This is a genomic window from Actinacidiphila acidipaludis (assembly GCF_019890725.1).
GTDB lineage: Bacteria > Actinomycetota > Actinomycetes > Streptomycetales > Streptomycetaceae > Actinacidiphila > Actinacidiphila acidipaludis.
In genome coordinates, this window is record NZ_JAINZZ010000008.1 from 92,902 (window position 1) to 112,357 (window position 19,456).

A 19,456-nucleotide genomic window follows, 5' to 3' on the forward strand; every position below is an offset into this window, starting at 1 on the left:
CGCGCCGCAGCCCGGGCGGCCCCGCACCCGCGCCATCCATCCGGGCCTGACCCGTACGCGCGCCCCGCAGCCCGGGCCTGGCCCAAACGCGCTCACCGCAGCCCGGGCCCGTGCCCGTGCCCGTGCCGGCGCCCCTCCGCCCGGGCCCGCCAGAACACCCCTCAGGACATGTCGCGCCGCGAGATCAGCCGCACGGACAGGCCGAGGAAGACCACCACGTAGACGGCCAGCACGATGCTCGCCGTGACCGGTCCGGACACCGAGACCACGCCGGGGATGGACGAGTTGACCTTGCCCGTGGGGTCCAGCGCGGTGGCCAGGGACCCGGCGCTCGGCCCGATCAGCAGCCGCTCGGGCCCGTGCAGCGCGGGCAGGACGCCGGCCAGGCCGGAGACCAGGTTCTCCACCGCGAGCAGCCACATCAGGCCCACGCCGATCGCCGCGCCGGTCGCGCGCAGCAGGATGGCCAGGAACATCCCGACGCTCGCGGCGGCCATGCTGACGAGCCAGGCGGCGCCGATGCCGCCGAGCAGCGTCGCCGCGTCCGGCCAGGGAGCCGAGCGGCCGCTGAGCGCCGCGGCGCCCGCGCTCGCCGCCGCGCTGCACGCCACCACCGCCCCGGTCACGCACAGCAGGACCACGGCGATCGCCGCGGCCTTGCCCAGCACCGCGGCGCTTCGGCCGGGGCGCTGGACCAGAAGCGTCCCCCAGGTCCCCCAGCGGTACTCGCCGCCGACCAGCACCGCGCCGAGGATCAGCATCAGCGCGCTGCCGAACATCGGGTAGAGGTCCACCGTGCCGGACAGGAAGCGGTCCGGGAGCAGGCCGCCGATCAGCTTGTCCGGATCACCGGCCGAGCCCTGCGGCCGGTTCCTGATGATCAGCCAGACGATGTAGGGCACGACCATGCCGAACGCCAGGGCCAGGCCCGCCCATGCGCCGCCGACGACCCAGACACCGGGGCGCTTGCGCGCCGAGAGCAGTTCGGCCCGCAGGACACCGTTCACCGGTTCACCACCTCCGCTCGTTCCGTGCCGGGCTGTTGCCGGGGTTCGTCCCCGGACTCTCCCTGGTCTCCGATGAGTTCGAAGAACACGTCCTCCAGGGAGCCGCCCGCGCACCGCAGTTCGCTGACCTCCACCCCGTTCTCCACCAGGAACCGGTTGACGGCGGCGGCCCGGTCCCGGTCGGCGGCCACCCGCAGTTCGCCGTCGACGACGGTCGCGGACCTGACGCCGGGCAGCCGTGCCGCGAGTTCGGCGGCGCGTTCGGGGGCGTCGACGGCGACGGAGATCCAGCCGCCGCCCGCGCCCTGGCGCAGTTCCTCGACGGTCCCGTCGGCCACCAGGCGCCCGCGCCGGATGACGCCGACACGGTCGCACAGCAGCTCCACCTCGGCCAGCAGGTGGCTGGAGAGCAGCACCGTGCGGTGGTCGCGGCGCAGACCGGTGATCAGTTCCCGCATGCCGGCCATGCCCGCCGGGTCGAGCCCGTTGGTGGGCTCGTCCAGGATCAGCAGGGCGGGGTCCTTCAGCAGGGCGGCGGCCACCGCGATGCGCTGCCGCATGCCGAGCGAGTAGGCGCGGAAGGCGACGTCCGCCTTGGCGGTCATCTCCACCTCGTCCAGGACCTCGTCCACCCGGGTGGGCGGCAGGTCGGCGTACCGGGCGAGGACGCGCAGGTTGTCGCGTCCCGACAGGTGGGGGTACATGGCCGGGGACTCGATGAGTGCGCCGACTCCGCGCTGCGCGGCGTGGCTCCCGGCGGGGTGGCCGAGCACGGTCGCGGTCCCCGAGGTCGGCCGGATGAGTCCGACGAGCATCCGCATGGTGGTGGTCTTGCCGGAGCCGTTGGGCCCCAGGAAGCCGTACACCTCGCCCCTGCGGACGGTCAGGTCGAGGTCGAACACGCCGGTGTCGGCGCTGTAGCGCTTGGTCAGTCCGCTGGTGCGGATCACCGTCTCGTCGCCGTCAGGCATCGGCGGCCTGCCGATCCGCGCGCCGGCCGCGGGCCGCCCCGAGCAGCAGGCCGGCCACCACCAGGGTCTCCGCGGCCAGCACCACGACCGCCCAGCCGGGTCCGGTCCAGTGCCGCAGCCTGGCGAACCACACCCACATCAGGGCGCAGTACGCCGGCACCGCGACCGCCAGCGTGGCGATGCCGTACAGGGTGTAGGCGCGTACGTCACCGGACGGGTAGGCGCGCAGTGTGTCGCGTGCGGCGGGGTCGCGGCGGCGCAGCCGCAGGCGCCAGAACCGGTAGCTCTCGCGCCGCAGGTCGACCAGGCCCAGCGCATGGGTGAGCATCACGTATCCGTCCGATCGCAGGAACGGCAGCAGGCTCATCAGCGAGCCGGCGCTGCCGAACAGGAGCAGGGCGGCGGCGATCCGGTGTCCGGGGCCGCCGTCGCGGGTCAGCCACCACCACAGCGTGACCGGCGCGAGGGAGAGCAGACCGACGAAGACACCGGCGAAGGCCGTGCCCACCCGGGCCCGGCGGCGGTGGAAGAGCACGATGTCGTCGGTCCTGCAGTAGGGCGTCAGCAGCGGGAACCGCCAGCTCAGGCCGATCTCGGTGACGGAACCGCCGAAGTGGCGGCACGTCACGCCGTGGGCCAGTTCGTGCAGCATGGTGATCAGCCAGCCGAGGACCAGCAGGAGCGGAACGGCCACCGCCCACGACCGCTGGTGGGACGCGTCGTGGGCGAGGACGGTGGTGTGGGTCCACACGATCGTCTGGAGGAGGGCGATGAGGGCGAGGGCGGGCACCACGAACCCCGTGCGGAAGGCGAATCCCAGCCGGGCGGCGAGGGTCGCGCACAGCCGGTCGGGCTGCAGGAGCACCCAGCGCCGCCGCAACCAGCCCTGCCGCGCCGCCTGTTTGTCCTGCTGCGCCTGCCGGAACCGGTCGAGCACACCGGCGTCGGCGTGCCCGTCGAGCAGCTGGTAGCGGCCGAGCAGGGTGAACATCTGCTGCCACGAATCGGGGCCGAGCGTACGGTCGTACGTCTCCCGGTACTGGACGCCGATGTCCTGCAGGGTGTGCCGGCCGTCCATCAGGCCCATGATGAAGTGCTCGCGCGGGCCCACCCGGTAGAAGCAGCCGGTGCTTTCGTCCTTGATGTGGTGGACGGTCTTCGGGCCGGTGCGCAGGGCGGGGCCGAGCACGACCTCCGGCCGCAGCCGCGGCAGGTCGTGGGTGGTCACCGCGCCACCTCCCGCGGGGCCAGGTCCTCCAGGGCCTTGCCGATCACGTAGGAGAGGTAGATCTCGTCGAGGATGCTGACGCCCAGGCGGTTGTTGGTCATGTGCACATACGAGCTGAGCACGATCGCCAGGGCGTCCTGCGGGTCGGGCACCGCGCCGTCGCGGAACTCCAGCGCGCCGGCGCCCGCCAGGTCCAGGACCTTCTCGCGCAGTTCGGCGCAGTGCGCGAGCCAGGACCTCTCCAGCGCGGTGGGCGCGGCTCCCGCCTCGCCGTGGACGCTGTCGCGCACGTGCCGGACCCGGGCCAGCAGGCGGTCCCGCATCTTCGCGTAGCTGCGGTCGAACCGCTCGTGCTGGGCGTCGCTGGGCTCCTGGTAGGAGGTCTCCCACATCGTGCGGTAGCGCACGAGGAACCGCCCGACCGCCTCCTCGTCCCGCAGGAAGGCGAAGCACAGCGACGCGGTCAGCTGGGCCGCCTGGCCGAGCAGGACGGTGCGGACGTGGACGTTGGTGGTCTCCAGCAGCGTCACCACGAGTTCGCTCGACCGCTGGAAGTGCCACTCGGCGAGCTCCATGCCGACGGCGCCGCCGTACCGTGCGAGCTCCCGCTCGTAGGCGATGTGCGCCACGCTGTTGTTGTCGCGGAAGGGCATCTCGCCGTCGGCGCCGTAGAGTTCGTCCCAGCGCTCCTGGCTGTACTCGGCGAGGAACATGTTCTTGTACAGGTCGCCGCTGGAGTTGCGGTCCTCCTCGTAGAGGGCCGGGCGCCGCCGCAGGAAGTCCGTGATCGCCTGCTCCGCGGCCTCGGCGACCGCACCGGCCGCGGCGGCGTCCGCCGGCAGCAGGCGCAGCCGTACGTGCGGGCCCTCCAGCCAGTAGCGGATGAAGAACCAGCGGCGCAGCAGGCCCTGTTCGCGGAGCCGTTCCACCAGCGGCCGCACGCAGTGCACCAGCACCGGGTTGGCGTTCGCGGCGTAGAAGACGTGCAGGCTCAGCCAGCCGTCCGCGTCCCACGACGTCTGCGCGGTCTCCAGGTGGGTCAGGGTGTCGCCGTCCGTCACCGCTCCAACTCCCGTCCGTCGTCCAGTCGGTCGAGTTCCACCGTCAGTTCGGTGACGTAGCGGTCCGCGCCGTCACCCAGCCACAGCTCGTCGGGGCCCGGCAGCATCTCGCTCAGCACGACCGCGGAGGTGCTCTTGCGCACCGCCGTGTCGAGCAGGCGGACGCACGGGAGGGAGTCGAAGTCGACGTACTGCGGCTTGTGTTCGCCGCCGAGGGCCGCGAAGACGTGCCGCGGCAGTCCGGCGGCGCGCTGCCACTCCCGCCACGCCAGGTACCACTCCTCGTCCGGCTGCCCGGCGACGACCGGGGGCAGGTCCTCGGCCGCGAAGCGCCAGCTACGGCGTTGCAGCACCACGTTCCCGAGCGTCACGCGCGGCAGCACGCTTCCCGCCTCCGCGAGGCCGGTGCCCTCCCACAGGTCGAGCTGGACCATGCTGGTGCACGAGAAGTTCAGCAGGACCTGCTGCACCTCCGGCAGGGCCATCGGCAGGAGGAATCCCAGGTAGACCGGGATGACCTCGACGCCGAGGCGGCGCGAGCGCAGCAGCAGCCGGTCGGCCGCCGCGTCGTGCTCGACGACGAGGTCCTCCACGGGAATCTGCTCGTCCGGCGGCCGGAAGCTGGTCTCACCGGGGCAGACCACCTCGTAGGGGGTCACCACGGGGTGCAGGTTGAGGTTCGTCGCGTCGTAGCCGCCCTTGAGCTCCGCGAACACCGCGCCGGTGGGGACGACGTCGGCCAGCGACCGCCGCAGCGCCTCGGTGACCCCGTCGTCGAGGCAGTGGGCGAACCGGGAGAACAACAGGGTGAGCCCGGAGTAGATGCGGTTGACGACGACCAGCGGGTCGCCGCCGCGCTCGGCCAGTTGCAGGAAGAACGACAGGGGCTGCAGGCCCCGGGCGCAGGACGGCGGGAGCTTCCGCTCCACCGCGTCCAGGAAGTCGTCGTCCAGCGCCAGGACGGTGTCGCCGTCCTGCGCGCGGAAGCGGCGGGTGATCTCCTCGGCCACCGCCGCCCGCGCCTCGTCGATGCGGGTGATCTCCTCCTGCCGGAACCAGTTGTCGTACGGGTGGAACTCCGTGCCGTCGAAGCGCTGGTGGCGCATGAGGCGCTGGTTGTAGTTGTCCCAGAAGTCCTGCCCGAACTCGTGGGCGAAGGACAGGAAGTCCTCGCACACGCCGCCCACGCCGTGCCGGGCCCTGAAGTAGCCCTTGGTCACCAGCCGGCGGATCAGGTTGGCGTCGAACGCGGGCAGCACCCGGGCCAGGCGCCGGAGTCCGGGGGTCACCTGCCCGGCCCAGGTGGTGCGGTCGGCGGTCACGGCCAGGTCCGGCAGGGTGGTGTCCTCGTAGACCAGCGTCCGCAGCACGGGGACGTCCTCGCGGTCCAGGCGGCGGTGGGCCTGCTCGACCGAGTCCTTGATGCCGCCGAGCAGTTCACGCCGGCGGACCAGCGGGGCCGTGGCGAACGCGGCGACGTCCTCGCCCATCCGCTCCACGAGGGCGGCGAGATCGGCGCTCCAGCCGGTGCGCAGCGCCCGCAGCCCCTCGGCGTAGCTGCCGACGGGGTCCGGGTCGTGGATGTCGACGTGCAGGCCCGGGACCACCAGCAGGCCCAGCCGCAGCAGTTGGGTGAGGTAGGCGTCCACCTCGGCCTCGGGCCGGCCGGGACCCATCGCGGCCAGCCGGCGCACCGCCTCCCCGAACGGCACGGCCTGGTCTCCGAACACCGCGAGCACGTCCGCCAGCACCTCCCCGGTGGGCAGGTAGAACAGGCTCTCGTGCAGCGAGTCCAGGGTGACGGCGGCGTCCGCGTCGCCTTCGGAACCGCGCCGTTTGCGCAGGTAGCGGACCCGGTCGGGATGGATCTCGAAGCCGGTGGTGGCTCGCACCGGAAGGTCGTGGCGGGTGTGCGGGGTGACCGTCAGCAGGTCGGAGAGCCGGGCCAGCACCGCGATGTTGAGCCGGGTGCTGCTGTGCTTGTCCCAGCCGCCGATCCGGGCGGCCAGCGGTGCTCCGGCCGCCTCGCCGACCACGCCGGCGGACACCGCGGTCAGGGTGCTGAAGGGGCTGGTCTTGCAGGCCGTCCGGTACAGGTACTCCAGGAACGACCGCTCGATACGGCGTTCCCGTTTGCTGAGCGGACCGTCGCCCCGCCCGAGGTAGTCGTCCAGGTAGGTGTCGAGCGAGCCGGAGGACAACTGGACGCCGAGACGCAGGTCCGTCTCGGCGGCGATGCGGCGCAGCCGGCTCCGGCCTTCGGCGGTCTCCCGCGCGACCACGGAGGCGCCGGCGCGCAGCAGCGTCTCGCCGCGTTCGCGTTCCGCGGCCCAGGTGTGCAGCGCAGTCGTCTCGGCGGGCGGCAGCAGCGGCTCGGCCGCCGCGAGCCCGCGCGGGGCACGGGAGTTGAAGACGTCGCGGCGCAGGTTGATGAGCGCCTTGCGGGCGGCCGGGTCGTCGAGGCTGTCGGCCACGCGTTCCTGCAGCATGTCGGCGAGCCGGGCGCCGCTCTCCCCCACCGCGCGCCGGACGTCGAGCACCTGGTCGGCCCAGGCGGCGCTGTCCGGTGTGGCCAGGGCCTCCGCGGTCCCGAACGGCAGTCCGCCGACGCGCAGCATGAAGCGCGGCACGAGGTGCCAGGTGCCGGCCGCGTGCGGCGCGGCTGCCGTGTCCGCCTCGGGTGCCGCGCCTGCCTCGGATGCCTGCGGGGCGGCGGCCGCCTCGGCGGGCGTGGCCGCCGTTGTCGGGCTGGATGTCACGAGTGTCCCCTCACAGCAGCCGGTAGTCGTAGTCCGCACGGTCCGCCCGCTCGTGCCCGAGCAGCACGAACAGGAAGGTGCGCTCGTCCCCGTCGTCGAGACCGACCGCCTCGTCCATCGCGATGTTGTCGAAGCCCAGGACCGCGCCGCAGCCGACGCCGAGCGCCGCGGCCGTGGTGTAGGCCGTCTGGGCCAGCGCTCCCACCTCGGCGTTGAGCACCCGGTAGCCGCGGCTGCCGTACGCCTCGAGGACGCTGCGCCAGCGGCCGGAGACGGCCAGGACGGCGCCGACCTGCTCCAGGTTGTAGTTGCTCAGGTAGTAGCTGTGCTGGAGCATCTCCGCGATCGGCTCCTGGCGTGCCACCAGCAGGCGGTGGCCGTCCGGGTCGTAGCGGTAGGTGCCGCTGGGCAGGCCGCCGACCCGGTTGGCCAGCACGTGCAGCCCGGTCAGCCCCACGTCCTCCGGCACCACGTCGGAGGTGTAGCGCCGGGCGGACACGGTGCCGGCCAGGACGGTGGCCAGTTCGTCGAGTTCCAGCAGGCGGGAGCGGACGAAGGAGCCGAAGCTGGTCCGCCGCGAGCGCAGCACGTCGCCGACGTCCGCGGTCAGGCGTTCCGACAGCGGCGCCGGCAGGTCCACGGCGTCGCTCCCGGTTGCGGGCCGAGGCGCCAGGTCGCGGGCGGTCTCCCGTGCGGGGCGCGGCCGGCGGTCCGCCAGCACGGCCTGGTGCACGTCCCGCACCTGCTCGAAGATCCGGGTGCGGGCGGAGCGTTCGAAGCTCGGCCGGTCGATCAGGCCGCCGCGCGCGCCGTCGCCGGGCAGGGCCGCCACAGGCGATCCGGGTGCCGGGGCGCCGGGCGTCCCGAACGGCAGCGGGACGACGGCGAGCACGCTCTCCTCGTCGGTGACGATGCCCAGCAGCCGGTTCAGCCGCTCGTCATCGAACCACAGGGCACGCGACAGGCGGCGGCCGGTCCCCCTGGCGATCATGTCCCAGCAGCCGAGGAGCGCGCCGACGTCCTGGGTGACCACGTGGTAGCAGAAGCTGTTGTACTTGAAGGCGTTCTTCCAGAACCGCACGGTCACCAGGAGGAACCCGTTCGCGGCCGCCTCCTGGCCGGGCTGCGCCCCACCAGGCTGCTCCTCGCCGGTCTGCCCCTCGCGGTGCTGGCCCTCACCGGCAGCCTGCGACCCGCCGGTGGCGCACGCGGCGCGCACCTCGTCGGTGAGGTCCCCGGTCAGCAGCCGTTCGAACGCGTGGTGGGCCGTGGAGTAGTGGTAGACGCCGGGGGTGAGATCACCGCCGGGACCGGCCACCCAGTACATCTCCAGCGGGTACATGCCGCCGCCGGAGGCGGTGCCGCGGCCCCACAGCGCCTCCGGGTAGAGCACCCGCACATGGCTGTCCTGGTTCCAGCTCACCCGCAGCCTGCGGTCCAGCACCCCGTAGGACAGCCGCAGCAGGGCGGCCAGGGACTCGCTGGTCCACGGCGGCCCCTGGCCGGCCGGGCCGTCGCCGAGGAGGACGTCGCCCGCGGGCGCCAGCGGATGGCCCGCCCCCTGCGGCAGCGGGAAGCGGCGCACGCCCAGGTAGGTCTTGTGCCGGGACGGCTGGTCCTCCCAGTCGGGGCTGAAGCCGATCGGCTCCATCGGCTCACGGCCGCGCCGGAACACCGACTCCACATAGCCCTGCACGAGCTGCGTCCGTTCCTGGGACACGGCTGCTCCTCCTTCGCCGGACATGGCCCGGGGGTCGGCGGGGTACGCGGCTGGCTGCGGCATCTCACGGGTTCCGCTCATGGGAAGGGATGGGGCCTGCGGTTCAGCCCGGTCGGCCCGAAGCCCGCCGAGCGGGCGTGCAGTTCGGCGAGCTCGCCGCCGAGGTACGCGTGCAGTCTCGGGTGCCCGAGGACGCGCTGCCGCTCCCAGCCGAAGTCGATGGGTACGAGTCCGGGCGCCAGGACGCACAGGGTGCGGATGCGGGTGCCGTCCTGCTCCGGGCAGGTCTGGTCGACGGTGATCACGTCGCTGCCGGCGTCGCGCAGCAGCTCGGTGAGGCAGCGCACGTCGTCCGCGAGGTCGAGCGTCGCCGGACGCTGGGCCAGCCACCCGGCGTACAGCTCGTCCATCGGCCGGAGCGTGTCGGAGTCGAGCAGGAAGCGGGCGGTGTCCGCCATCTCCGGCAGGCCGTACAGCAGGGCGTGGTCGGTCAGTTCGTGGACGCGGTTGTAGTCGGCCCGCATCTCGTGCAGGACCGGGAGCTTGGCCGCCACCCGCTCGTCCATGCCCGGGATGTAGGAGGCGGTCTCGGCGATGGCCGCGCGCACCGCCTCCACCGGGTCCATGCTGGCGCCCGCTGCGAAGCACAGCGTGCCCAGGCCGCCGTCCAGCCGTTCGGCCACCGCCATCACCGCGGGGACGGGGATGTCCACCCGCATGTCGAACAGCCGCATCCGGTAGCCGAGCCGGGCCACGCGGTCCAGGACGAACTGGACTTCCTCGTCGTCGCAGGTGGCGGGGTCGATCTCGGGCAGTCTGCTCCCGGCGTACCAGCACAGCAGGAAGGCGTCGCGCTCGATGAGTTCGAGCATGCCGTGCAGCAGCGCCTCCTCGGTGCTCGTCCCGCTGGCGCAGCCGTTCGAGCACTCCTGCACGAACTTCCGGTCGGGACGGCGGTCGAGGTAGAAGACGAACTGCTCGGGCACCAGCAGCGGGCGCCCCTCGGCGAAGGAGTAGCCCCACACCCAGTGCGTGGGCGCGTCCGGGCTGTAGGGCTGGTAGTACTCGTGGTGCCCGGCGTAGAAGTCCGGCTGGTAGCCGCCCATCGACGAGGGGTCGAGGGCGTCGGCCGCCAGTTCGCGGTAACTGGCGTACATCTCTGGCTGCTTGGCCCGCGGGAACTGTCCCGCGTACCGTTCCAGGCCCTCCAGCATCCCGTAGCGCTCGCTGCCGGCCGAGCTCTGCGACTGCCCGCTCCACCACATCTCGTGGTAGTCGTACTTGCTGCGGACCCGGAAGTAGCCGCTGACCGGCAGGGTCGCGCTGCACTGGTAGACCCGGCGGGTGGTACTCGCCAGGGCGCCGCACACCTCGTTGACGTAGCCGCCGGCCGGCAGCGGCAGGTCGGCCGCGGCCGCGCCCCGGTAGCTGGACGGGTGCTGCTTCGGGCGGAGTTCCAGCGTCAGCCGCGCGCCCTCGGCGGTGTCGGCCACCGGGGTGGCGCAGCGCTCACACTCGGAGTCCGCGATCAGCTCGTGCCGGTCGACGGTCAGGTCACGGGTGTTCAGGCGCAGGATCCGGCCGATCCGCCGGTCGCCGGCCGGAACGGCGGCACCGGCGGTCTCCGCGGCGACGAGCTGGGCGATCTGTTCCAGCACGAAGGGGACGAGAAAGGGGTCGTTGCCGCTGAGGGTGGCGTCCGTGCCGTCCTCGACGGCACGCCGCTCCTCGACCGGGCGCAGCGCCAGCCAGCGCCGTTCCAGGCACCGGCCGCACGGCCTGCTGCTCCCGTCGGCGCGGTGCAGCGGCCCGAGCAGCACGCTCTGGCCGTAGAGGCGGACCGGGTAGACGAGTTCACCGGCCGGCGGACGGTCCGCGGCGGGGCCGTTCTGCGGCAGGCCGAGGACGTCGACGTCCAGGTCCACCCCGGCGGCGGCCCGTCCGGCCAGGTGCCCGCGCAGGACACCGATCGCCCAGGAACGCGGGTCGTCAGGCGTCGCCGTGCCGGCCGCCACGCTCGACAGCAAAGTCATCCGTCCACCAGTCGCTCAATAGGAGGAAGATCGGAGGTACGGCTGCTCGCCCGTGGTGCCGTCCGGCGCCACGCCAGCAGCCCGGTCAGGCCGGTCGGCCCGGATTGTGCCCGGGCCGACCGGTTCTGACGGGAAACGTCAGCTGGTGCTGGTGCTGCAGGAGCAGCAGGAGCTCGTGCTGCAGGAGCAGCAGCTCGAGCACGAGCAGCTCGAGCTGGACCACGCCAGCTCGACCGACTCGTCGGTCATCTCCTCGATCTCGAACGTCGCGCTCTCCAGAGCACTCAGCTCGTCCTTCAGTTCGACAGCCATGACGAACCTCCCTGTAGTGGGGATGACACCCCGGAACGTCTGTTCCGAGAACCGTGGCGCGCCTTCGGGCGCGGTCGGGGCCGGGGGCGGCTACTGCGCGGCGAGCAGGACGGTGCCGGTGACCATGCCGCGGATCGCGTGCAGATCGACGGTGGTGGTGTCGGCGAAGAGCGCGCGGGTACCGTCCGCGTCGAGCCGGGCGAGTGCCTCGGCCATCGGCACCAGGGGCGCGTCGAGGGACCAGTCGCTGCGGGCGTCCGCCTCGGCGAGCACGCGGGGGTGGAAGTCGGGCAGCAGCGGGTCGCCCGGGTCCACCGGCGCGTTCTCGTAGTGCCGGCCGACCGCCAGGCCGACGGCGTCACGTACCGCCGCGCGCACCGCTCCCCGCACCGACAGGGCCGAACCGACGGCCCAGTCGGCCGTGCCGTCGGCGTCCTCGACCACGGCGAGCACGGCCGCGGCCGGTGCGGCGCCGGGCAGCGCGAGGACCCGCGCGGTGCGGCCGAAGTGCCGGAGGCTGCCCAGGGCGAAGGCGACCTCGTCGTCGCCGGCCAGCCGGCCCTCGTCGACCAGGGCGGCGGGGGCGGCGCCGGACAGGGCGCGGACCAGGCCGCGGCGGGCCAGCGCCGAGCACAGGCCGCGTTCGCGCACCGCGTCCGGCGTCCAGTCCGCCGCGGCGCCCGCGGACCCCGGCTCGAACCGCAGCCGGGCGTTCGCCGCCGAGAGCGGATAGAGGGCCGCGGCGGGCACCTGCCAGCGACTGCCGTCGTGCAGCGAGACCGCGGTCCGCAGGCCGCCGGGCGGCGGCTGCGGGTCGTCGCCCAGGCCGCAGAAGATCTCCAGCCGCTCGGGCGGCAGCACCGCCGCGCCGTCGGCGGTCCGGTGCGCACCGTCCGGGCCGACGGGTCCGAGACGGCCGACGTAGCAGGCCACCGCGGTCCGCACGGCACGTGTGCGCGCCACCAGGATCGTGTCCACGTCGAAGGCGGCGATCTCGCGCGCCGTGTCGGTCAGCGCACCGGCCGGACCGAGCCGGACGCGGCCCATCTTCAGCGGGATCTGCTTGAACGACTCGTCGGTCCAGCCGGACATCAGGCCCATCGAGGGCGAGACCAGCACCGAGGCCCTGCCGTAGGCGTCGTTGTCGTCCACGGGCGGTTCCGGCCGCTCGCCGTCCTCCGCACGCCCGTGCCGCATCGGGCAGGCCGGGTGCGGCAGGACGCGCTCACGCCGGGACTCCAGCGTGGTCAGGTCCTGGATCACGGCGTGCCGCTCGTCGTCGGGCTGCAGTTGCCCGCTGCCGAGGCGGAAGACCTCGAACGCCACCGCGTTGCCCACCATCGAGCGGGTGATCGCGCTGCCGTTCTCCGGTTCGGCGACGAGGGGACCGAGCGCCAGGCCCCGCCAGAACTCGGCGGTGAGCCCGGGATCGGAGTTGGCGGAGAGCCGGAGCTGGGCGCAGACCCAGCACGGCCGGTCGTCCGGTCCGCTCACGGGTCCCAGCACGACACGGCCGCTGTCGGCCACGACGGGGACCAGCCGGGGGCCGGCGCCGCCGAGCGGGCCGGTCACCGCGCCGAGCCGGCGGGTGAGTTCGAGCAGTCCGGTGCTGTCGCGGCTGTCGGCCACGCGCACCACGACGTCGAAGGCGGCCAGGTCCGCCGGTGCCGTGCCGCTGACCGCGACGCTCGCGGGTGCGCCCGCCTCGGCGAGGTACGCGAGGTCGGAGTCGAAGACCTGCCCCCAGGAGGTGTCGTCCACCGACACCTCGGCGAGTCCGTTGCGCAGCAGTCCGCGGACCACCGCGGTACCGACGTCCCCGGGCGGGCCGCTGACCAGGACCCGCGACGAACGGAAGCGGGCGAAGAGCTCCTGCGGAGTGCGCCGGTCCGCGTGCATGACGTGTTCGACGAAATTGATCTGGGGTGCGAAGAGTTCGGACACCGCCGGATCGAGCACCGTGTCGTCGGCGGGCGGAACGTCGCGGGCGAATCCCCGGTCGAGCAGTGTGCGCATGAGGGCGATCGCGGTCCTGCGCCGGCTTTCGTCGAGCCCCTCGCACAGCTCGGCCATGCTGAGCTGCCCGGTCATTCGCGGCCCGAGCACCGAAAGCCATTCATAAGCGCCCGCGCCTTTGAGGACGCAGGAAGTCTCCGAACTCCTCAAATAAATTCCGGTGTCGACGCGCAGAAAAACAACATCATTGCGCAGCCGTGGCCGTAATTGGGCAAGCCGCGGTTCTTCCGTCGTACGCATGCCACCCCCGTCGAGGGATCACCCCTTGGAGTGGACCGGTTCTACCCGCGTCCACGAGCGACGAGTGTGGACCGCCCAGGATGGGCCGTCAATGGGCGGGACTCCACTTGCAGGTACCTGCCATCTCCAGGCAGTTGTATGGACAAGGTCATAGCGGGCCGAATCCGATCTTGACACGCCTTTGACCTGTGGAATTCACCTGCCCGACACGGGCCTGTTCGGCACGGCGGCGGAGGCCCCAAAACCGGTTATTCCGCCGCCGCGGTCCATGATCCGAAAGCGGAACCCTCCGGCGGCACTGATGGGTATCCGCACCCTTTTGACTACCCCGCCGGCTGTTCGACTTCCGTGGCGAGGTTTGCCAGGAGTTCATCAAAGATGCGGTTGAGGCCCTTGGGAGCGAACGTACGCTCGAAGAAGCCGCCGACGCCGGTGGCGCCCTGCCAGGCGGTGACGGCGGTGATCTTGCTGCGGCCTGCGCCGGCCGGGGTGACCGTCCAGGTCGTCACCATCGAGGAGTTGCGGTCGGTCTCCACCAGTCGGCCCGGGGACGGCTCTGTGACCGCGAAGAGGCAGTCCCTGACGCGCTTGCTGGTCGCCTGGAGCCTCCAGTGCACGAGGGTGCCCGCGCCCCGGCCGCCCTCCCTGACCTCGTACTCGCTGAACTGCCCGGGAAGCACCCGGCCGCGGGTGCCGCTGTAGTCGGCCAGCGCGTCGTACACGCGCTCCGGCTCCGCCGCGACGATCCGCTCCGTGGTGGCCTCGACCAGCGCCATGACTTCTCCTCGGTTCTGTGCCCGTACCGGCCGGTCCGGTGACCGCGGCCGTGATCGGTACGCGTTCTTCACGCGCGTTCCCAGCCAACCACACCCGCTTTTCGAATCTGTGTTCTATTGTGGACGCGGGGCACGGTGCCCCAGGGGGTGGACGGACCGGAGGAGGGTGCGATGCGCTGGGACGGACTCAACCGCGACGACGCGGCAGGGGCGCTGTTCGGCAGCGAGGCGGTGACCACCCGCACCTTCGACACGCCGGGCTTCCGCGGCATCACCTTCCACGAGATACGCGCGCGGAGCATCCTCAACCGGGTGCCCGGCGCCTCCCGGATGCCGTTCGAGTGGACGGTGAACCCCTACCGGGGGTGCAGTCACGCCTGCGTCTACTGCTTCGCCCGGAAGACGCACAGCTATCTGGACCTCGACACCGGCCATGACTTCGACAGCCAGATCGTGGTGAAGACCAACGCGGCCGAACTGCTGCGCCGCGAGCTGGCCGCTCCGCGCTGGAAGGGCGAGCACGTCGCCATGGGCACCAACGTCGACTGCTACCAGCGCGCCGAGGGCCGTTACCGGCTGATGCCCGGCATCATCGAGGCGCTGCGTGACCGCGCCAACCCCTTCTCGATCCTCACCAAGGGCTCGCTGATCCTGCGCGATCTGGAGCTGGTGCGGCAGGCCGCAAGCGTCACCGATGTGTCCATCGCGCTGTCCGTCGGCTTCACCGACGGCGAACTGTGGCGCAGCGTGGAACCGGGCACGCCTTCCCCCGAGACGCGACTGGCGGTCTGCCGCACCCTCAGCGAGAACGGCCTCCCTCCCACCGTCCTGATGGCGCCGGTGCTGCCCTTCCTGAGCGACTCCCCCGAGCAGCTGCGGGCCACCGTGCGGGCCATCGCCGCGGCCGGGGCGGTGTCCATCACGCCGCTGACGCTGCACCTGCGGCCCGGGGCCCGCGAGTGGTACATGGCCTGGCTGCGCCGCAACCACCCGCATCTGGTGCGGCGGTACGAGGCGCTGTACGCCGGCGGCTCGTACGCGCCGACCTGGTACCAGCGCCGCATCACCCGCCAGGTGCACGAGTTCGCGGCCGAGTTCGGCTGCGGGCCGGGCCGGCGGGGGTCGAGCCGGCGGCTCGGCCTGCCCGAGCAGGCGACCGGCCACGAGCGCGCCACCCGCGACGAACCCGGCGAGGGCGAGGACCGGGCCCCGGCCCCCGGCGGGGGCGAAAATACCCAGCTCACCCTGCTCTGACGCCCCTAGAGTCCAGGCATGACACAAAGCACCGCCGGCGTGCGGATCCGGGAGATGACCGAGGCGGACGTGACGGCGGTGTCCACGATCCGGGTCCGCGGCTGGCAGTGGGCGTACGAGGGGATCGTGCCGCGGTCGTACCTGGACGCGATGGACGCCGAGGAGGACGCGGCGCGGCGCCGGGAGTTCCTGGCGCTGTCGGCCGGCCGGGTGCACAACCTGCTGGCCGAGGTGGACGGCGTCGTGGTGGGCTGGGCGGCGGTCGGCCCGTACCGCGGCGAGCCGGACGACGCCCGCGACGGCGAGCTCTACGCGCTGTACGTGCTGCCCGAGCACGTGGGCACCGGTGTCGGCCGGGCGCTGACCGCGGCCGCGGTGCGCCGTACCGCCGAACTCGGCCGCAGCAGACTCCTGTTGTGGGTGCTGGCCGACAACAGCCGGGCGCGGCGGTTCTACGACCGGGCGGGATTCGCGCCCGACGGCGCCGAGACCAGTGACGACTACGCCGGTGTCCCGCTGCGGGAGCTGCGGTACGTGCGCCGGGTGCCCTGACCGGGGAGGCCGCGCGTGGGTGACGGGGGTACCCACGCGCGGCTTCCTCTTCCTCGCAGCCCCCGTCTCGCGCGGCCTCCCCGAGCCACCTCCCCGCGCCGCCTTCCGCTGGCGTCCTGCGCAAGCCTCGCGCTCATCTGTGGGGTGGAGCACATCACATGCGCACAGGGGTAGCGCTCAAGTTACCCGCGAGTTACTCTCAAGCCAGGTGCCCGGAGCCTGGTGACGCAGCTCCCGGACACCGCTTCACACCACGTCGGTTCGGCACATCGCGGCGCGGCCCCGGGACAGGGCCCGCCCAGGTATCCGCGGGCGCACCCACCTGTGCGATCGGCCCGCGTCTCCACTCCCGCCTGTTCTCAGGAGTCACGCGATGGACCGTCCCTCTGCTTCCTCAGCGTCCCCTTCCACCCCTGCCTCCACTCGCGCCCCTGCCTCCGCGGCGTCGTCCGCGCCCGCCGGCGGCCGTGCTCACGGCGCCCAGGCTCTCGTCGTCGCCGTCGTGGGTCTGGGCACCATGGGCACCGGCATCGCCGAGGTGCTCACGCTGGCCGGCCGCGAGGTCATCGGCATCGACGTCAGCGACGCCGCGGCCCGCCGCGCCGTCGCCGGCCTGGAGCGCTCCACCGCCCGCGCCGTCGAGCGCGGCCGGGTCACCGCGGCCGAACGGGCCGGCGCGCTCGCCCGGTTCCGCACCTTCCCCGACCTGCAGGCCGCCGCGGAGGCGGACCTGGTCGTCGAGGTCGTCGACGAGTGCTACGAGACCAAGCGCGACGTCTTCACCGCGCTCGACCGGATCGTCCGGCCCGACGCGGTGCTGGCCACCGGCACCAACGCGCTGTCCGTGACGCGTCTGGCGGCCGAGACCGCGTACCCGGACCGCGTGCTCGGCCTGCACTTCTTCGCGCCCGCGCCGGCCATGAAGCTGGTCGAGGTGGTGTCCACCGTGCTGACCTCGCCGCAGGCCACGCGGACCGTGACCGAGCTGGTGGTCAGTCTGGGCAAGGAGCCGGTCCCGGTCGGTGACCGCCCCGGCTTCATCGCCGACGGCCTGCTGTTCGGCTATCTGAACCAGGCCGCCGCGATGTACGAGTCGCGGTACGCCACCCGCGAGGACATCGACGCGGCCATGCGCCTCGGCTGCGGCCTGCCCATGGGCCCGCTGGCGCTGCTGGACCTGATCGGCATCGACACCGCGACGACCGTGCTGCAGGCGATGTACGAGGCGACCCGCGACCGGCTGCACGCGCCGGCGCCGGTGCTCAAGCAGCTCACCGCGGCCGGGCTGCTCGGCCGCAAGTCCGGCCGTGGCTTCTACAGTTACGAGACGCCCGGCGGTTCCGTGGTCGTGCCGGACGCGGAGACGCCCGGCGACGGGCACGCGCGGGCGGCGGGCCGGACCGTGGGCTCGGTCGGCGTGGCCGGGTCCGGGACCATGGCCACCGGCATCGCGGAGGTCTTCGCCAAGGCCGGGTTCGAGGTCGTGCTGGCCGCCCGGACGCCGGAGAAGGCCGAGGCCGCCGTGGCGCGGCTGGCGCGGTCCCTGGACCGGTCGGTCGCCAAGGGTCGCCTGTCCCAGGCGCAGCGGGACGCGGCGGTGGGCCGGGTGACCCCGGCCGGCACGTACGACGGGTTCGCGGACGCCGACCTGGTCGTGGAGGCCGTGGCGGAGGACCTCTTCGTCAAGCAGCAGCTCTTCCGGATGCTCGACAAGGTCTGCAAGCCGGGCGCGGTGCTGGCGACCACGACGTCCTCGCTGCCGGTGGTGGCGATCGCGCGGTCCACCGGCCGCCCGCAGGACGTGGTCGGCATGCACTTCTTCAACCCCGCGCCGGCGATGAAACTGGTCGAGGTGGTGCGCACGGTGCTGACCGACGACGACGTCGTGGCCACGGTGCACCAGGTGTGCGCGGCGGTCCGCAAGCACGCGGTGGACTGCGGCGACCGGGCCGGTTTCATCGTGAACGCGCTGCTGTTCCCGTACTTGAACAACGCTGTGAAGATGGTCCAGGACCACTATGCGAGCGTCGACGCGATCGACGCCGCGATGAAGCTGGGCGGCGGTTACCCGATGGGGCCGTTCGAACTGCTCGACGTGGTGGGTCTGGACGTCTCCCTGGCCATCGAGCAGGTGCTGCACGAGGAGTTCCGCGACCCCGGCCTGGCACCCGCCCCGCTGCTGGAGCACCTGGTGTCGGCGGGGTGCCTCGGCCGCAAGACCGGCCGCGGCTTCCGCGAGTATGCCCGGGGCTGAGCGCGGTGCCCGTCCGGTGGGCTGGGGCGGATTTCCGCCGTCCACCGGACGGGAGCCTCCGGCGTGTTACGTTCCCCACATGCCCCAAGCTGTGAAGTCCGACGCCTCCGACACCGCGAGCGGTCGCCGTGCCGCCGCCCAGCGCCACCGGGTTCGCCAGGATCTCGCCGCCGCGGCCATGCAGTTGTTCGCCACACAGGGGTACGAGGCCACGACCGTCGACGAGATCGCGGCGAAGGCGGGTGTGGCGCGGCGGACGTTCTTCCGGCACTTCCGCTCCAAGGAAGAGGCGATCTTCCCGGATCACGACGACACCCTGGTCCGGGTACAGGCGGTGCTGGACTCCGCGGACCCGCGTGAGCACCCGCTGGACACCGTCTGCCGCGGGATCACCGAGGTGCTGCGGATGTACGCGCAGGTGCCCGAGGTGTCCGTGGAGCGCTACCGGCTGACCCGCGAGGTGCCGACCCTGCGGGAGCGCGAGATCGCGTCGGTGGCCCGTTACGAGCGGCTGTTCACCCGCTATCTGCTGGGCCACTTCGACGAGGGCGCCCACCGGGACGGGGACGACGACCCGCTGCTGGCCGAGGTCGCCGCGTCCGCGGTCGTCGCCGCGCACAACCACGTGCTGCGGCGCTGGCTGCGGGCCGACGGCAAGGGCGACGTCGAGGCGCAGCTGGAGCACGCCTTCGACGTGATCAAGACGACGTTCGGCACCGGGATCGGGGCGGGCCGGATACCTTCCAAGGCCGCCGCGCCGGCCCCGGCGGCGGTGTCCCGGCAGGGCGAGGTGGTGGTCGCGGTGGCCCGTACCGACGCCTCGCCCGCGGAGATCCTGCGGAGCATCGAGGAGGCTCTGCGCAAGGCCTAGCCGGGCCCTCGGCGCCTCAGCCAACCAAAACAGCCACCCGAAACAGCCACCCAAGCAGCCAAGCAGCCAAAGAGCCCCGTCCCGGGGCCTATGGCCTTCCCAGCGGCCGTCCGGAGCGATCCGGGCGGCCGCTGATGCGTGTACCGGCCCTGCTGTTGCTCGTCTGTGGGCACCGGGTGACACTTGAGGGAAATTGTTGGCACGCAGTGTCTTTACGACTGGCACGCGGTGCCATAACGTAAGAGCAGTCCGGGTGGGCGGCGTGCAGGGACCCTGCGCACGCCGTCTGTCCCCAAGGCCTCGGCCCCGCGCCCGGACGCCTGCGTCACAGGCACCGTTTCCGCGCCACCGCGCGGCTCCTTCAGCCGCACCGTCAGCTCATCGCCGAACCGACGACGGCCC

The 19,456-nt window shown here is 72.8% G+C and carries 14 protein-coding genes; 4 read left to right on the forward strand and 10 right to left on the reverse strand.

Annotation, left to right across the window (positions count from 1 at the left end; translation table 11 throughout):
- Nucleotides 1-161: 161 nt before the first annotated feature.
- From K7862_RS09845 to K7862_RS09890, 10 genes are all read right to left on the reverse strand, one after another.
- Nucleotides 162-1,007: an ABC transporter permease gene (locus K7862_RS09845; protein ID WP_222962077.1), complete on the reverse strand. Its 846-nt coding sequence runs from the start codon at nt 1,005-1,007 to the stop codon at nt 162-164.
- Nucleotides 1,004-1,978 carry an ABC transporter ATP-binding protein gene (locus tag K7862_RS09850; RefSeq protein ID WP_222962078.1) on the reverse strand — a complete coding sequence of 325 codons (975 nt, stop codon included), beginning with the start codon at nt 1,976-1,978 and terminating at the stop codon, nt 1,004-1,006. Before K7862_RS09850 ends, K7862_RS09845 begins: the two co-directional genes overlap by 4 nt.
- Nucleotides 1,971-3,206, reverse strand: coding sequence for a DUF3267 domain-containing protein (locus K7862_RS09855; protein ID WP_222962079.1), 1,236 nt, complete (start codon nt 3,204-3,206; stop codon nt 1,971-1,973). The genes K7862_RS09850 and K7862_RS09855 overlap by 8 nt, the downstream gene beginning before the upstream one ends.
- Nucleotides 3,203-4,267, reverse strand: coding sequence for a thiopeptide-type bacteriocin biosynthesis protein (locus K7862_RS09860; protein ID WP_222962080.1), 1,065 nt, complete (start codon nt 4,265-4,267; stop codon nt 3,203-3,205). Before K7862_RS09860 ends, K7862_RS09855 begins: the two co-directional genes overlap by 4 nt.
- On the reverse strand, nt 4,264-7,026 hold the full coding sequence (locus tag K7862_RS09865) for a lantibiotic dehydratase (RefSeq protein ID WP_222962081.1): 2,763 nt from the start codon (nt 7,024-7,026) through the stop codon (nt 4,264-4,266). Before K7862_RS09865 ends, K7862_RS09860 begins: the two co-directional genes overlap by 4 nt.
- 10 nt (nt 7,027-7,036) lie before the next feature.
- Nucleotides 7,037-8,746: a nitroreductase family protein gene (locus K7862_RS38195; protein ID WP_222962082.1), complete on the reverse strand. Its 1,710-nt coding sequence runs from the start codon at nt 8,744-8,746 to the stop codon at nt 7,037-7,039.
- A gap of 77 nt (nt 8,747-8,823) precedes the next feature.
- Nucleotides 8,824-10,779 carry a TOMM precursor leader peptide-binding protein gene (locus K7862_RS09875; RefSeq protein ID WP_222962083.1) on the reverse strand — a complete coding sequence of 652 codons (1,956 nt, stop codon included), beginning with the start codon at nt 10,777-10,779 and terminating at the stop codon, nt 8,824-8,826.
- A 138-nt stretch (nt 10,780-10,917) separates the two neighbouring features.
- Nucleotides 10,918-11,091 carry a hypothetical protein gene (locus K7862_RS09880; RefSeq protein WP_222962084.1) on the reverse strand — a complete coding sequence of 58 codons (174 nt, stop codon included), beginning with the start codon at nt 11,089-11,091 and terminating at the stop codon, nt 10,918-10,920.
- 90 nt (nt 11,092-11,181) lie between these two features.
- Complete coding sequence (locus K7862_RS09885) at nt 11,182-13,182, reverse strand: TOMM precursor leader peptide-binding protein (protein WP_222962085.1); 2,001 nt, start codon at nt 13,180-13,182, stop codon at nt 11,182-11,184.
- Between the two features lie 488 nt (nt 13,183-13,670).
- Nucleotides 13,671-14,123 carry an SRPBCC family protein gene (locus K7862_RS09890; RefSeq protein ID WP_222962086.1) on the reverse strand — a complete coding sequence of 151 codons (453 nt, stop codon included), beginning with the start codon at nt 14,121-14,123 and terminating at the stop codon, nt 13,671-13,673.
- A 171-nt stretch (nt 14,124-14,294) separates the two neighbouring features.
- Between K7862_RS09890 and K7862_RS09895 the strand changes: the two genes are divergently transcribed.
- The 4 genes from K7862_RS09895 (at nt 14,295) to K7862_RS09910 (ending at nt 19,054) form a co-directional block, all read left to right on the forward strand.
- Complete coding sequence (locus K7862_RS09895; RefSeq protein WP_222962087.1) at nt 14,295-15,377, forward strand: Rv2578c family radical SAM protein; 1,083 nt, start codon at nt 14,295-14,297, stop codon at nt 15,375-15,377.
- Nucleotides 15,378-15,395: 18 nt separating this feature from the next.
- A complete protein-coding gene (locus K7862_RS09900; protein ID WP_262412914.1) occupies nt 15,396-15,929 on the forward strand; it encodes a GNAT family N-acetyltransferase in 534 nt (177 codons plus the stop codon).
- Between the two features lie 373 nt (nt 15,930-16,302).
- Entirely contained in the window at nt 16,303-18,183 is a 1,881-nt protein-coding gene (locus K7862_RS09905) for a 3-hydroxyacyl-CoA dehydrogenase family protein (RefSeq protein ID WP_222962088.1), read from the forward strand.
- A gap of 79 nt (nt 18,184-18,262) precedes the next feature.
- Nucleotides 18,263-19,054 (forward strand): TetR family transcriptional regulator, encoded by a 792-nt coding sequence (locus K7862_RS09910; RefSeq protein WP_222962089.1) that lies wholly within the window; start codon nt 18,263-18,265, stop codon nt 19,052-19,054.
- Nucleotides 19,055-19,456: the final 402 nt, after the last annotated feature.